12 protein-coding genes are annotated in these 13,058 nt (G+C 47.2%); 10 read left to right on the top strand and 2 right to left on the bottom strand.

Translation table 11 applies throughout. From position 1 onward, the window contains the following. Positions 1-3 precede the first annotated feature (3 nt). From VSQ61_RS10670 to VSQ61_RS10635, 8 genes are all read left to right on the top strand, one after another. Positions 4-699 carry a DUF1700 domain-containing protein gene (locus VSQ61_RS10670; protein ID WP_502877032.1) on the top strand — a complete coding sequence of 232 codons (696 nt, stop codon included), beginning with the start codon at positions 4-6 and terminating at the stop codon, positions 697-699. Continuing rightward, on the top strand, positions 696-1,673 hold the full coding sequence (locus tag VSQ61_RS10665) for a DUF4097 family beta strand repeat-containing protein (protein WP_334344413.1): 978 nt from the start codon (positions 696-698) through the stop codon (positions 1,671-1,673). The genes VSQ61_RS10670 and VSQ61_RS10665 overlap by 4 nt, the downstream gene beginning before the upstream one ends. Before the next feature lie 216 nt (positions 1,674-1,889). Next, complete coding sequence (locus VSQ61_RS10660; protein ID WP_334344412.1) at positions 1,890-2,081, top strand: PspC domain-containing protein; 192 nt, start codon at positions 1,890-1,892, stop codon at positions 2,079-2,081. Positions 2,082-2,244: 163 nt separating this feature from the next. Further along, a protein-coding gene (prfB, locus tag VSQ61_RS10655) for a peptide chain release factor 2 (protein WP_334344411.1) occupies positions 2,245-3,364 on the top strand; the annotation gives its coding sequence in 2 pieces (ribosomal slippage) (positions 2,245-2,319 and positions 2,321-3,364; 1,119 coding nt in all). 549 nt (positions 3,365-3,913) lie between these two features. Beyond that, positions 3,914-4,357: an ACT domain-containing protein gene (locus tag VSQ61_RS10650; protein ID WP_334344410.1), complete on the top strand. Its 444-nt coding sequence runs from the start codon at positions 3,914-3,916 to the stop codon at positions 4,355-4,357. A 6-nt stretch (positions 4,358-4,363) separates the two neighbouring features. Then, positions 4,364-5,578 (top strand): homoserine dehydrogenase, encoded by a 1,215-nt coding sequence (locus tag VSQ61_RS10645; RefSeq protein WP_334344409.1) that lies wholly within the window; start codon positions 4,364-4,366, stop codon positions 5,576-5,578. Positions 5,579-5,585: 7 nt separating this feature from the next. Continuing rightward, positions 5,586-6,788, top strand: coding sequence for a cofactor-independent phosphoglycerate mutase (locus tag VSQ61_RS10640; protein WP_334344408.1), 1,203 nt, complete (start codon positions 5,586-5,588; stop codon positions 6,786-6,788). A 106-nt stretch (positions 6,789-6,894) separates the two neighbouring features. After that, positions 6,895-8,103 (top strand): aspartate kinase, encoded by a 1,209-nt coding sequence (locus VSQ61_RS10635; RefSeq protein ID WP_334344407.1) that lies wholly within the window; start codon positions 6,895-6,897, stop codon positions 8,101-8,103. 80 nt (positions 8,104-8,183) lie between these two features. Here the strand turns inward: VSQ61_RS10635 and VSQ61_RS10630 are convergent, their stop codons facing one another. Together VSQ61_RS10630 and VSQ61_RS10625 are read right to left on the bottom strand one after the other, a co-directional pair. Then, positions 8,184-8,945: a DUF975 family protein gene (locus tag VSQ61_RS10630; protein ID WP_334344406.1), complete on the bottom strand. Its 762-nt coding sequence runs from the start codon at positions 8,943-8,945 to the stop codon at positions 8,184-8,186. After that, entirely contained in the window at positions 8,942-9,316 is a 375-nt protein-coding gene (locus VSQ61_RS10625; RefSeq protein WP_334344405.1) for a hypothetical protein, read from the bottom strand. Before VSQ61_RS10625 ends, VSQ61_RS10630 begins: the two co-directional genes overlap by 4 nt. A 152-nt stretch (positions 9,317-9,468) precedes the next feature. Between VSQ61_RS10625 and VSQ61_RS10620 the strand changes: the two genes are divergently transcribed. Both VSQ61_RS10620 and VSQ61_RS10615 read left to right on the top strand, forming a co-directional pair. Further along, complete coding sequence (locus VSQ61_RS10620) at positions 9,469-11,622, top strand: Tex family protein (protein WP_334344404.1); 2,154 nt, start codon at positions 9,469-9,471, stop codon at positions 11,620-11,622. A 12-nt stretch (positions 11,623-11,634) separates the two neighbouring features. Next, positions 11,635-12,999: a sensor histidine kinase gene (locus VSQ61_RS10615; protein WP_334344403.1), complete on the top strand. Its 1,365-nt coding sequence runs from the start codon at positions 11,635-11,637 to the stop codon at positions 12,997-12,999. Positions 13,000-13,058 lie beyond the last annotated feature (59 nt).

The following is a 13,058-nucleotide window of genomic DNA, read 5'->3' as shown; positions in this document are numbered from 1 at the left end:
TTTATGGAAAAACTTGAGCGTCTGTTATGGAATATCTCAGACAGCGAACGAGAAGAAGCCTTGCAGTATTACAACGACTACTTCGATGATGCCGGAGCAGAAAACGAAGCCAGGGTTATTGAAGAATTGGGAAGTCCGGAACAGGTGGCACAGAAGATCAAAGTTGGATTCTCCGATTCGGCTTCTGAGTATTCGGAGCAGGGCTATGAGGATACCCGCTTCCGGACGGCACAGGAAGTGATATCCAGAGAAGAGGCGCAAAGGGAACAGCAAAGCAGCGAAAACGGCACGGGCAAAAGAGATGCCGGAAGGGCATCTGAGACAAATACATGGAAGCTTATTGCGATTATACTGATTTGTGTGTTGGTAGCTCCGGTTATTATTCCCGTTGGAGCAGCAATCCTTGCGGCCGTTGCCGCCGTAGTCTTCGGAATTGGAGGCGCATGCATCGGGGTTGCCGCTGCAGGTTTCTCGGTTTTGATCGTGGGTGTTGTCTTAATTGGAATCGGAATAGCCGAAATCTTTGCAATACCCTCCGTGGGGCTTGCAATGACAGGCGTAGGATGCCTTATCTTTGCGTTAGGAATTGTATTGTCTCTCTTAACCATCTGGTGCTGTGTAAAAATATTACCATGGCTGATTCGGGGAATTGTAGGACTGGTCAGCTATCCCTTTCGAAAGGCAGGTACAAATAAATGAAATCTTTAACTAAATTTTGCCTCATTGTGGCATCCGTATTTGTAGTTTTAGGAATTGTAGGTGTTGCGGCAGGTGTGAGCCTGGGAGCCAGGCCCAGCCAGTTCCTGAGAATGGTCCATTATAATCACCACTGGGACTTCTGGAACGATTGGGATCTGGCAGACGATATAGAAGATCTGCATGATGATTGGTATGATGACTTTGATGACTGGAAAAATGACATGAACGAATGGGGCGATTTGGAAACCATAGATGATATAGAAATAGCATCAGTTGAAAATGTGGATATACAGGAAGGAAACTTTGGAGGGGATCACATAGAAAAGCTAAAGCTGGATTTGGACAGAAGCTCCGTAAAGATCTACACTCATAATGAGGAAAGCTTCCGCATTACAGCTAAAAATGCGAAGGATTATTTTAAAATTAAAGAAGACGGAGATACGCTGCTTTTGGAGGATCACAGAGGAACACGCCGCAAAAATTCACTGATTTTGGAGATTTATGTGCCTGAACGTACACTGGAGAAGATAGAGCTTGACCTGGGAGCGACAGAGTTTTATGCGGAATCTCTTCAGGCTGAAAAGCTGGACCTGGATCTGGGAGCAGGGCAAAGTCAGATAGAAAAGATAGAGGCCCAAAAAGTTGAACTGGAGATAGGAGCCGGTGAGCTGCTGCTTCGGAATCTTAATGCATCCGAAAAAGCATTTTTGGGAGTGGGAACCGGACTTTTAGAAGTAAAAAGCTTTGCAGGCGGAGACCTTGAACTGGATTGCGGAGTAGGAAGCCTGGATATCCGTGTACAGGGGAAAGAGACAGATTACAATTATACCTTAAGCTGCGGAATCGGTTCCATAACCTTGAATAATGATGATTACTCCGGGCTGGGCCGTGAAAAGATAATTAACAATGATGCAAAAAAAGAGATTTTCATGGAATGCGGAATCGGAAATATTACCTTAAAATGTGTAGAATAAACAATCAACAGGTATTACGGAACTTTAATTAGTCCAGCTAAGAAATGTCAAGTGTTTTAAGAAATATTTTCTGCTGGACGGTAAAGTCGCAAAGGCACACGAGAGGAACTTTCATGAGTGTCCTTTCGAATGAAAGTTTCTCTCATTACAGGTGTGCCGAAGTGACTTTACCCTTTAGTACCGTTGCGTAGCAATTTGAGATAGGAGGAAAACAGAGTGGACGAAAAAAGATTAACAAAATCCAGAACAAATAAAATGATTTGCGGAGTATGCGGAGGTGTTGGAGAATACTTTCATATTGACCCTACCATCATCCGTCTTATCTGGGTGATCCTGACCATCGGAGGCTTTGGAAGCGGTCTTTTGGCCTACATCATCGCGGCAGTTATTATACCCGAGGAGTATTAGACCTTATAAAACGGAGATAAGGAGCAGCCGGCAGCTATTCTTACGGAAATCCTTGCACCCATCATACAAGTTTGCTATACTGAATAATCATGACAGCAGCAGGAGCATAGCGTGCGCAAATCCTTAAGCGCCATGAGAATCATAAAATGAAAGAGGTGGTAAAATGGTAGAATTAGATCAGTTTAAGTACACCTTAAACAACTATCAGGGACCATTAGTAGAATTGAGGGATTCACTTTGACCTGGCTGACAAGGCAAAGCGAATCGAAGAATTAGAACGAGAAATGGAAGCTCCCGGCTACTGGGACAACACCGAGAAATCCCAGGGAGGAATGCGGGAGCTGAAAAATCTAAAAGACGAAGCGGAAGACTATGAAAGTCTTCGGCAGCAATATGAGGACATTGAAACCCTCATTGAGATGGGCTATGAAGAAAATGACCCCGCCCTGATCCCGGAGATTCAGGGAGAGCTGGATACCTTCATAAACAAATTGGAATCCATGAAAATAAAAACCCTCCTGTCTGGTGAATACGATGGAAACAATGCCATCCTAAAGCTAAATGCAGGAGCCGGCGGCACAGAAAGCTGCGACTGGGCAGGAATGCTGTACCGCATGTACACCCGCTGGGCTGAGCGCAAAGGCTTCACTGTAGAAGTTCTGGACTATCTGGACGGAGACGAAGCAGGTATCAAATCCGTCACGTTTCAGGTTAACGGAGAAAATGCCTATGGTTACCTAAAGTCCGAAAAAGGCGTTCACCGACTGGTGCGTATCTCCCCTTTCAATGCTCAGGGCAAGCGTCAGACTTCTTTTGTATCTCTGGATGTCATGCCGGACATTGAAGACGAGATCGACTTGGACATTAAAGATGAAGATTTAAGGATTGACACCTATCGCTCCAGCGGCGCCGGCGGTCAGCATATCAACAAAACCTCATCGGCAATCCGGATCACCCACTTGCCCACCGGCATCGTAGTCCAGTGCCAGAACGAGCGATCCCAATTCCAAAACAAAGACAAAGCCATGCAGATGCTGAAAGCCAAGCTATACCTGCTGGAACAGCAAAAAAATGCCGAAAAGCTCTCCGGCATCCGGGGCGAAGTCAAAGAAATAGGATGGGGCAACCAGATACGTTCCTACGTCATGCAGCCCTACACCATGGTCAAGGATCACCGGACAAACGCCGAGATCAGCAATACCAACGCAGTCTTAGACGGCAACCTGGATCCTTTCATCAACGCCTATCTAAAGTGGCTCACCATAGGTCCGGAGGAAGAGTAAAGGGCACGCCAACTGCGGCAAAGCATTTTTCTTGAAAAATTTTATCAACATATCAATACTAGTAGTCCGTACCGGAAATTAAGTTTTGGATAGTTTGACACAGAATATTTTTCTGAGAGTGCTGCTTCACAAACGCAGTCGTAGCGGTGGCTGCGGCGAGGCTTGGGGAGTAGTGCTATCAGGAAAATAGGCAAGTCAAACTGCCAATAACTTAATTTTCGTTGTACTAGCCCCAGATGGGAAAATATACTTCCTGACAGGCGTGTTAGCCCTTCGGGCGGAGCCTGTCAGGAAGTATATTTTCCCATCTGGGGCGTCCGCATAAAAAACCACAAAAAAATCCCCACATTTCCACTTGCAATCTCCCCCAAACTATGATAATATTTTCCCTGTTGAATCCATGAGAGAAAAACAAATGTTTTCAACAGACGCACACGAACGGTAATTCGCCTGTTCGCAAAGGGAAAGACTGAAATCAAATTATAAATCTTAAATTTATGTCTCAAAGACACACGCACCCAACGGCGCTTAGGACATTAGGAGGCAAAAATGTCAGAGAAAAGCAAGTATTTTGTAGTAAGCCAAAAAGCCGTACCGGAAGTACTTTTGAAGGTAGTAGAAGCCAAGCGCCTACTGGAATCCTCAAAGGCAATGACCGTACAGGAGGCAACCGGGCGGGTAGGGATCAGCCGCAGTTCCTTCTATAAATATAAGGATGACATATCCCCGTTCCATGACAACTCCAAAGGGAAAAGCATCACCTTCGTCCTCCAGATGGATGACCAGCCGGGCCTGTTGTCTTTGGTACTGAAGACCATCGCTGAATACAAAGGAAATGTTCTCACCATTCATCAGACCATTCCCATCAATGGAGTAGCGTCTCTAACCCTCACCGTAGATCTATTGCCAATCACCAGGGATGTATCCTCTATGATTGAACAGATAGAAAGCCAGGAGGGCATTCATTATTTAAAAATACTGGCAAAGGAGTAGACTAGAATGATACAGATTGCAGTTATGGGATACGGAACCGTAGGCTCTGGAGTAGTAGAGGTATTGAATACCAACCAGACTAGCATCAACCGCCGGGCAGGAGACGAGATCAACATCAAATACGTCTTAGATTTGAGAGAATTTCCCGGAGATCCGGTAGAATCCAAGCTGGTTCACGATTTTGAAACCATTGTAAACGATCCGGAGATCCGCATTGTTGTAGAGGTTATGGGCGGTGTGGAGCCTGCATACACCTTTACCAAGCGTTGCCTGGAAGCAGGAAAGAGTGTCTGTACCTCCAACAAGGAGCTGGTAGCAAGACATGGAGCCGAGCTTTTGGAGATTGCAAAAGAACGGGAACTGAACTATCTGTTTGAGGCCAGCGTAGGCGGCGGAATTCCCATTATTCGTCCCTTGAATTCCTCACTGACCGCAGATGAGATTATAGAGATTACGGGTATCCTCAATGGAACCACCAATTATATTTTAAGCCAAATGACTCATGAAGGAATCGACTTTGACACCGCATTAAAGGAGGCCCAGGCCAAGGGTTATGCAGAGCGGAATCCGGAGGCTGATGTAGAAGGCTATGATGCCTGCCGGAAGATCGCTATCCTAACCTCTCTTGCCAGTGGATGCCAGGTAGATTACGAGGATATTTATACGGAGGGAATTACAAAGGTCACAGCCGAGGATATCAAATATGCCAGGAAAATGGGCCGTGCCATTAAGCTTCTGGCAACCAGCAAAAAAGAGAACGGCCGATTCTTCGCCATGGTTGCTCCGTTCCTTATCAACGAGCTGCATCCCCTTTACAGCGTAAATGATGTATTCAATGCCATTTTCGCCAAAGGAAATGTGCTGGGCGATGTAATGTTCTACGGAAGCGGAGCCGGAAAGCTGCCTACAGCCAGCGCAGTTGTGGCAGACGTGGTGGATGCGGCCAAGCACCTGCACCGAAACATTATGACTTTCTGGAGCAGCGAAAAGCTGGAGCTTACGGACCTGAGCGATGCCAAGCGCCGCTTCTTTGTAAGAGTAAAGGGAAATAAAAAGACTGATGCTATTAAGATGGCAGAGATTTTCGGACCCATTGAGGTGGTTTCCGCAGATCTGGCCGGAGAGTTCGGCTTTATTACAGGAGAATATACGGAGGCGGAATACAAGGAGCGTGCAGCCAGGACAGATGCTGTCATCCATATGATCCGTGTGGAAGGATAAGAGAGCTATGAAATATGTAATTGTACTGGGAGACGGCATGGCAGACGAGCCGATAGAAGCATTGGGAGGAAAAACACCTCTGGAATATGCCAGGACCCCCGTTATGGATGACTTGGCAGGCCGTTCACAGGTGGGCCTTGCCTGCACCATTCCGGAGGGAATGAAGCCGGGAAGCGATACGGCCAATCTTGCGGTTTTGGGTTATAATCCAAGACAATATTACACCGGCCGTTCTCCTTTGGAGGCTTTGAGCATAGGCGTTAATATGAGAGCGGATGATATTGCCATTCGAACCAATCTTATCACTTTATCCGAGGATGAGGAAGCTTATGAGGATAAAATCATTCTCGATCACAGTTCTGATGAGATCAGTACGGAGGATGCGGCCATTCTTTTGGAGGCGGTTCGAAAAGAACTGGAGGATGATATTTATAAGTTCTATGTAGGAACCAGCTATCGCCATCTTCTGATTTGGGCAGGAGGAAGTGTGGCAGAGCTGACACCGCCCCACGATGTGCTGGGACAAAAAGCAGGGAATTATCTTCCGGCGGATGAAAAGCTTGGAGCCATGCAGAAGAAGAGCTATGAGATTCTCTCTAAGCATCCCATCAATCTGGAGCGAAAGGCAAAGGGACTTAAACCTGCTAATTCCTGCTGGTTCTGGGGAGCAGGAACCCGCCCGGCCCTTTCCTCTTTTGAAGAGAAGTACCATAAAAAGGGAGCCATGATTTCAGCAGTGGATCTTCTCAAAGGAATTGCCGTGGGAACAGGAATGACAAATATCAGCGTGGAGGGAGCTAACGGCGGTCTTCACACCAATTATGAGGGAAAAGCTCAGGCGGCGGCAGATGCCCTTTTAAAGGATGGATTTGATTTCGTCTATATTCATGTGGAGGCTCCGGACGAGATGGGGCATCAGGGCAGCACGGAAAAGAAGATTCAGGCAATTGAATATCTGGATGAGCGGGTAATACGAATTGTTCGGGAAGCGCTTGACCAGGCAAAAGAGCCCTATCGCCTTTTGGTGCTTCCGGATCACCCCACGCCCATTCGAGTGCGGACCCACACCAGCGATCCCGTTCCCTATCTTTTGTATGACAGCGAAAAGGAGCTTCGCAGGATTGGGGCATATAATGAAAGAGAGGCTAAGGAGAGCGGAATTGTTGTAGAGCATGGATATGAATTGATAGAGAAATTGTTCGAAGCATAAGAAAAGCTTTGAGATATCCTGAAAAACAGCAAGGATGTGAGCAAAAGTTTATATTAAAAAGGTCACAAAGCCAAACTGATAAATATAAAAACGAGGAGAAAAAGCAATGCTGATAGTGAAAAAATTTGGAGGCACCTCCGTAGGCGACAAGGAGAGAATTTTCAATGTGGCCAGACGGTGCGCCGAGGAGTACAGAAAGGGAAATGACATTATTGTAGTACTTTCCGCTATGGGCAAGTCCACAGATGAACTGATTGCCCTGGCCCAGACCATCAATCCGAACCCACCCAAGAGAGAGCTTGATATGCTGCTTACTACAGGTGAACAAGTATCTACAGCACTGATGGCAATGGCTTTTGATACAATGGATGTGCCGGCAGTGTCCCTGAATGCCTTTCAGGTAGCTATGCATACTACCCGAACCCATGGAAATGCCAGATTAAAGCGCATTGATACGGATCGGATTATGCACGAACTGGAGCATCGGAGGATCGTTATCGTTACTGGTTTCCAGGGAGTGAACAAATACGACAATTATACCACTTTGGGCAGGGGCGGTTCCGATACCACAGCAGTAGCTCTTGCGGCGGTTCTGCATGCAGATGCTTGTGAGATTTATACGGATGTGGACGGTGTTTACACCGCAGATCCAAGATATGTGCCCAAGGCCCGGAAGCTGGAGGAGATCACTTATGACGAGATGCTGGATCTAGCAACTCTGGGAGCAGGCGTGCTTCATAATCGGTCAGTGGAAATGGCAAAAAAATACGGCGTACAGCTTGTGGTACGTTCCAGTCTGAATGATCACGAAGGGACAATTGTTAAGGAGGAGACAAACGTGGAGAGAATGTTAATCAGTGGAGTGGCACTGGATAAAAATACGGCCAGAATTTCAGTAATCGGATTAAAGGATCAGCCGGGTATGGCATTTAAGCTGTTTAATATGCTGGCAAAGGAAAATATCAATGTGGACGTAATCCTGCAGTCCATCGGACGTGAGAACAGCAAGGACATTTCCTTTACCGTATCCAGAGACGAGGCGGATACGGCAGTGAAGATTCTGGAGGCTAATTTAAGCCGAGTCGGCGGCAAGAGCATTTCCTGCAACAAGGAGGTGGCAAAAGTATCCATCGTAGGCGCAGGCATGATGTCCAATCCCGGTGTGGCGGCAAAGATGTTCGAGGCTCTTTATAATCAGAATATCAACATCAACATGATCTCCACCTCTGAGATTCGTGTGACCGTTCTGATTCATGAAAGAGATGCGGAGCGTGCGGCAAATGCGGTTCATGATGCTTTTGGACTGGAAGAATAAAAGAAAGCTCCCTAAAAATAGGATAAGGAACATAAAGAAAGGCTTGCCGCAGAAGTAAAAATCTGCGGCAGGCCTTTTGGCTACACAACAATGGAAATCTGTGGTTCCTCCGGAAGTTTCTGATGGCTGATCTCCATATAGAACTGGCTCATAGTGGTATGGAAGTAAGGCTTCACCCATAAAATCGCCACACCGGAGGTTCCGATAATCAGAAGAATAAAAGGAAGAAAACTGAGCCAAAGCCGGAACAGGCGCATATAATTGCCTTTCATAAGCCGGCGGCTGGTTCCCAAAGCCTCATGTGCCAGGCAGTAAGGCTGATCCAGCAGAACATAGCAGGCAAGACCGTAGGGCAGTGATACCAGTAAGGCCGGAAGAATTGCTGCCAGGACCAGCAGAATAATCGGAAAAAGAGCCCGTATTAATGCAAGAGGCTCCAGGTTCAAGGGAAGCTTTCGAACCTCCCATATGGCCGGGATAAACCAGACCAGAGCCACAAGATATCGAAAAGCGTAAACCAGGATAAACGTATCCGGCTGATTGCGATAAGCATAAAAAAGAGCAGGTGAGTGAGGTGTCTTTTCTTTTCTGCTCAAAAGATAGACATAACGGATAAGCCCCACCTCCAGCAAAGAGCCTAAAAGAGCCATAATGATCCACAACGTATAGTAAAAAACAATCCCCATAGGCTTTTCAGAGGCAGCCAGGCCGCTGTACTGCAGAATCAAAGTGACGAAAAAGGAATACAGCATCAGGGTACAGGCGGTGTTGGCGGCAAAGAAATATTTTCCCTCCAGTACGGAGCGGGCTCTTCGCTTTAATTCTCGGGATGGAATAGTCATAATCCGTTTCCTCCAGTCTGAAATTCATTCATATAACTGCGCATGAACTCGTCTAATATTTTCTGCAGATTTGCAGGATCCTGCAGAGCTTCCGCACCGAATCTCTGAGCCAGAAACTGTTGCAGATACAAAGCGGCCACAGACAGAAGCAGCGCAATCACAATGGCAAAGATGGAGGTAATAAGACCGGCCAGGGCTTTATCCGGCATTTTCAGTCCGCTTCCTCTGGAAAGGTTGGCAAAAAGAATACTTAAGCATCCGCAAAAAAGTCCGTAGACCGGTATGATAAAAGCAAGACCAATGGCGAATAACCCCAGCATCAGGGCCGCACTTGCCATAGGATTTCGTTTTGTCTGTTGTAATTGTTCCATGGTAAACCTCCTGGATCCCACGAAATAGGATCTTTCTTTATCATATCACAGCCATCCGGGAAAAACAAATGCTTCTTGCGGAGGCTTCCAGTTTTGTTTATAATAGGAATACTGAGAAAAAACCCTCCAACAGGGGACAAAGGAGTTTATATATGGACATTTTGAAAAAACTGACAGAAGAACTGGGCGTGCAGCGGTGGCAGACGGAGGCGGCCGTGAAACTGATTGATGAGGGCAATACCATTCCCTTTATCTCCCGCTATCGAAAGGAAGCCACAGGCTCACTGAATGATGAAGTTCTTAGGAACCTCAATGAGCGTCTAACCTATCTCCGGAATCTGGAAGAGAAGAAAGAACAGGTTCTTGGAAGCATTCGGGAGCAGGGAAAGCTGACGGAAGAGCTGGAGAGCCAGATTTTAGCGGCGGAGACAATGGTTGTAGTGGATGACCTGTACCGTCCCTACCGCCCCAAGCGGCGTACCCGTGCGACCATTGCGAAAGAAAAGGGCCTGGAGGGGTTGGCAGATCTTATCCGTCTCCAGATGACAAAACGCCCTCTTACCGAGGATGCGGCAGCCTATGTATCGGAGGAAAAGGGAGTCTTGACCCTGGAGGAAGCCATCCAGGGAGCCGGGGATATTCTGGCAGAGGCTATTTCTGATGAAGCAGATTACCGGATCTATATTCGAAAACTGACTTTTGATGAGGGAAAATTGACTTCCGCTGCTAAGGATGAGAAGACCGAGAGCGTCTATGAGATGTACTATAACTTTGAGGAGCCTGTGAAAAAGCTGGCAGGCCACCGGATTTTGGCATTGAATCGTGGAGAAGCGGAAAGGATTCTGACCGTTAAGCTTGAAGCCCCTGAAGAATGCATTCTGCGTTATCTGGAAAAGAAAGTGATTGTAAGAGACAATCCGTACACAAGCTCAGTGCTGAAAGAGGTGATTGAGGACAGCTATAAGCGTCTCATTGCCCCGGCTATTGAGCGTGAGATTCGAAACGAATTGACGGAAAAGGCCGAGGACGGAGCTATCAAGGTATTTGGAAAAAACCTGGAGCAGCTTTTGATGCAGCCTCCCATTGTAGGGCAGGTAGTTCTTGGCTGGGACCCGGCTTTCCGTACCGGGTGTAAGCTTGCGGTAGTAGACGCCACGGGAAAGGTGCTGGATACGGTAGTCATTTATCCTACGGCTCCCCAGAACAAGGTGGCCGAAGCAAAAGCAGTCCTGAAAAAGCTTATTTCCAAGTATCATATTACGCTGATTTCCGTGGGAAACGGTACGGCTTCCCGGGAATCGGAGATGGTGATTGTAGATCTTCTAAAGGAGCTGCCCGTAAAAGTGCAGTATGTGATTGTCAACGAGGCTGGAGCATCCGTCTATTCGGCAAGCAAGCTGGCCACGGAGGAATTTCCTAACTTTGACGTGGGGCAGCGAAGTGCCGCTTCCATAGCAAGGCGTCTCCAGGATCCCCTGGCGGAGCTGGTAAAGATCGATCCTAAGTCCATCGGCGTGGGACAGTATCAGCATGATATGAACCAGAAGAAACTCAGTGAAGCCCTGGCAGGCGTAGTGGAGGATTGTGTAAATAAGGTAGGGGTAGATCTGAATACCGCCTCCGCATCCCTGTTGGAATACATTTCCGGTATCAGCAAGACTTTGGCGAAAAATATTGTGCTCTACCGTGAGGCCAACGGCCGTTTTTCGGATCGCCGCCAGCTTTTGAAAGTAGCCAAGCTGGGCCCGAAAGCTTATGAGCAGTGTGCGGGCTTTATGCGTATTACCGGAGGAACCAATCCCTTAGATGCCACCAGTGTGCATCCGGAATCCTATGAGGCGGCGGAAAAGCTGCTTGCTTCCATGGGATACAGCGGAGAGGATCTGAGAAAGGGAGGACTGGCAGGTCTGTCGCAACGGGTAAAGGATGTAAAGAAACTGTCCGACAGTCTGGGAATAGGTGAGATTACCCTGAAGGATATTGTAAAGGAGCTGGAGAAGCCGGCACGTGATCCCAGGGATGAGATGCCCAGGCCCATTCTGCGCACAGATGTGCTGGAAATGAAAGATTTGACTCCCGGCATGATTCTTAAGGGAACCGTTCGCAATGTGATTGATTTCGGCGTCTTTGTGGATATTGGCGTTCACCAGAACGGCCTGGTGCACATTTCCCAGATAACCGATAAGAAGTTTATCAAGCATCCCCTTGAGGTTTTAAGCGTGGGGGATGTGGTAGAGGTAAAGGTTATGAGTGTGGATCTGCAGAAAAAGCGGATTGCCCTTACTATGAAAGGGCTAGAAGCATAAAAGGTAGCGGTTATGAGCTTTGGGCAGATTGTCAGTGCAAATTTTATTGAATTAATAATATATTTTATATTTCTTTTGTGGATGTCCCGAATGCTTCTGGGCCGGATTCCGAGACTGGGCGGGAGTTATAGGGCAAAAAGCTTATTACTCGCCTTGCTTTTGGCATTGATAATGGCGATTCTGGGGGCAATCTCCTTTCGAATAGGTGCATGGCAGTGGATATATGGCACCGGTGCCTTAATATGGGTTTACTGTGTGATGGCAAGTGAGGTTTTGCTTCTGCGGATTTTATATCGGGTGCCTCTGCGGGAATGCGGTCTTGCCGTCTTGATGAGTGAGATGTTATATTCCTATGGAGAAATTCTTGCGGAGCTATATGCCTATGGGAAAGTTTATAATCTGTCCATAGCCAGCGAACGCCGGAGCTATCTCTTCTGGTTCTTTGTCATAACTCCGGCCTGTCTGCTCCTTTGCGGCCTGGTGATTTATAAATCCGGAGCGTGGAAGATTTACAGGCAGTGGATGGAACAGGAGGAGAAAAACAAAGGAATTTTGGCTTTGCTTGTATTTTACCCTATCCTGCATTTTATGCTTGATGCAGTGACTGACAATGAGAAAACCGGATGGGTGTCTCTGCTGCTTCCGGTGTCCCTGCTTTTAGTGATCCACATGATTTTTGTCTATGTGGGGCGGGACTGGCAGCAGAAGCAATATATTGCGGCACAGCAGCTAAGCATCAGGCAGCAGACGGTGTACATAGAAAAGATGGAGCAGATTCAGTCGGAGCTTCGAGGATTTCGCCATGATTTTAAAAATATGATGGCAGGGATGTATCTTCAGGCAAAGGAGGGAGATTTGGAGGCGGTTCAAGCCTTTATTCAGGAAATGACAGAGGATTTTGATCGGCAGGTAGGTGACCAGGTCCGGCTTTTGAATCAGCTTGCCAATATACATATGGTAGAGGTAAAGGGGCTGCTTTTGGAGAAGCTGGGCCAGATGCAGAAAGAAGAGATTCGCTGTGAGCTGGAGGTACTTCGGCCCTTTGAGGGCACTCGAATGCGCAGCACGGATCTCTTAAGATGTCTTGGCATTCTGATGGACAATGCGGTGGACGAGGTCCGGGGAAAAAAGGATGCCAGGATTCACCTGATGATCAGCAGCCAGAATGGATGTACCACTTTTCGGGTAAAAAATACCTTGTATGGGACGGTGGATTTTCAAAGCTTGGGAACAGAGGGATATACCACCAAGGGGGTGGGCCGTGGAATTGGCCTGGAAAGCTATCGTAAAATTCTGGGGAAATATGACTTTGTATTTCCCTTTACAGCCATACAGGACGGCTTCTTTGTGCAGGAATTGAAAATACAGGAGACGTGATTAAAATATAACCAGTTTTGGGATGTCACACAGGCTGCTTTATAACTGTAATTGTATTA

Origin of the sequence: Candidatus Merdisoma sp. JLR.KK006, from assembly GCF_036941035.1 — a bacterium.
Taxonomy (GTDB): Bacteria; Bacillota; Clostridia; order Lachnospirales; family Lachnospiraceae; genus Laedolimicola.
The sequence above is the reverse complement of the archived record's forward strand: the minus strand, read 5'-3'. Positions and strand labels throughout refer to the sequence as shown.

Excerpts from the sequence above, each read along its gene's own strand:
- VSQ61_RS10670 (WP_502877032.1), top strand. The coding sequence starts at position 4 with ATGGAAAAACTTGAGCGTCTGTTATGGAATATCTCAGACAGCGAACGA.
- VSQ61_RS10665 (WP_334344413.1), top strand. The coding sequence starts at position 696 with ATGAAATCTTTAACTAAATTTTGCCTCATTGTGGCATCCGTATTTGTA.
- VSQ61_RS10650 (WP_334344410.1), top strand. The coding sequence starts at position 3,914 with ATGTCAGAGAAAAGCAAGTATTTTGTAGTAAGCCAAAAAGCCGTACCG.
- VSQ61_RS10645 (WP_334344409.1), top strand. The coding sequence starts at position 4,364 with ATGATACAGATTGCAGTTATGGGATACGGAACCGTAGGCTCTGGAGTA.
- VSQ61_RS10640 (WP_334344408.1), top strand. The coding sequence starts at position 5,586 with ATGAAATATGTAATTGTACTGGGAGACGGCATGGCAGACGAGCCGATA.
- VSQ61_RS10635 (WP_334344407.1), top strand. The coding sequence starts at position 6,895 with ATGCTGATAGTGAAAAAATTTGGAGGCACCTCCGTAGGCGACAAGGAG.
- VSQ61_RS10630 (WP_334344406.1), bottom strand. The coding sequence starts at position 8,945 with ATGACTATTCCATCCCGAGAATTAAAGCGAAGAGCCCGCTCCGTACTG.
- VSQ61_RS10625 (WP_334344405.1), bottom strand. The coding sequence starts at position 9,316 with ATGGAACAATTACAACAGACAAAACGAAATCCTATGGCAAGTGCGGCC.
- VSQ61_RS10620 (WP_334344404.1), top strand. The coding sequence starts at position 9,469 with ATGGACATTTTGAAAAAACTGACAGAAGAACTGGGCGTGCAGCGGTGG.
- VSQ61_RS10615 (WP_334344403.1), top strand. The coding sequence starts at position 11,635 with ATGAGCTTTGGGCAGATTGTCAGTGCAAATTTTATTGAATTAATAATA.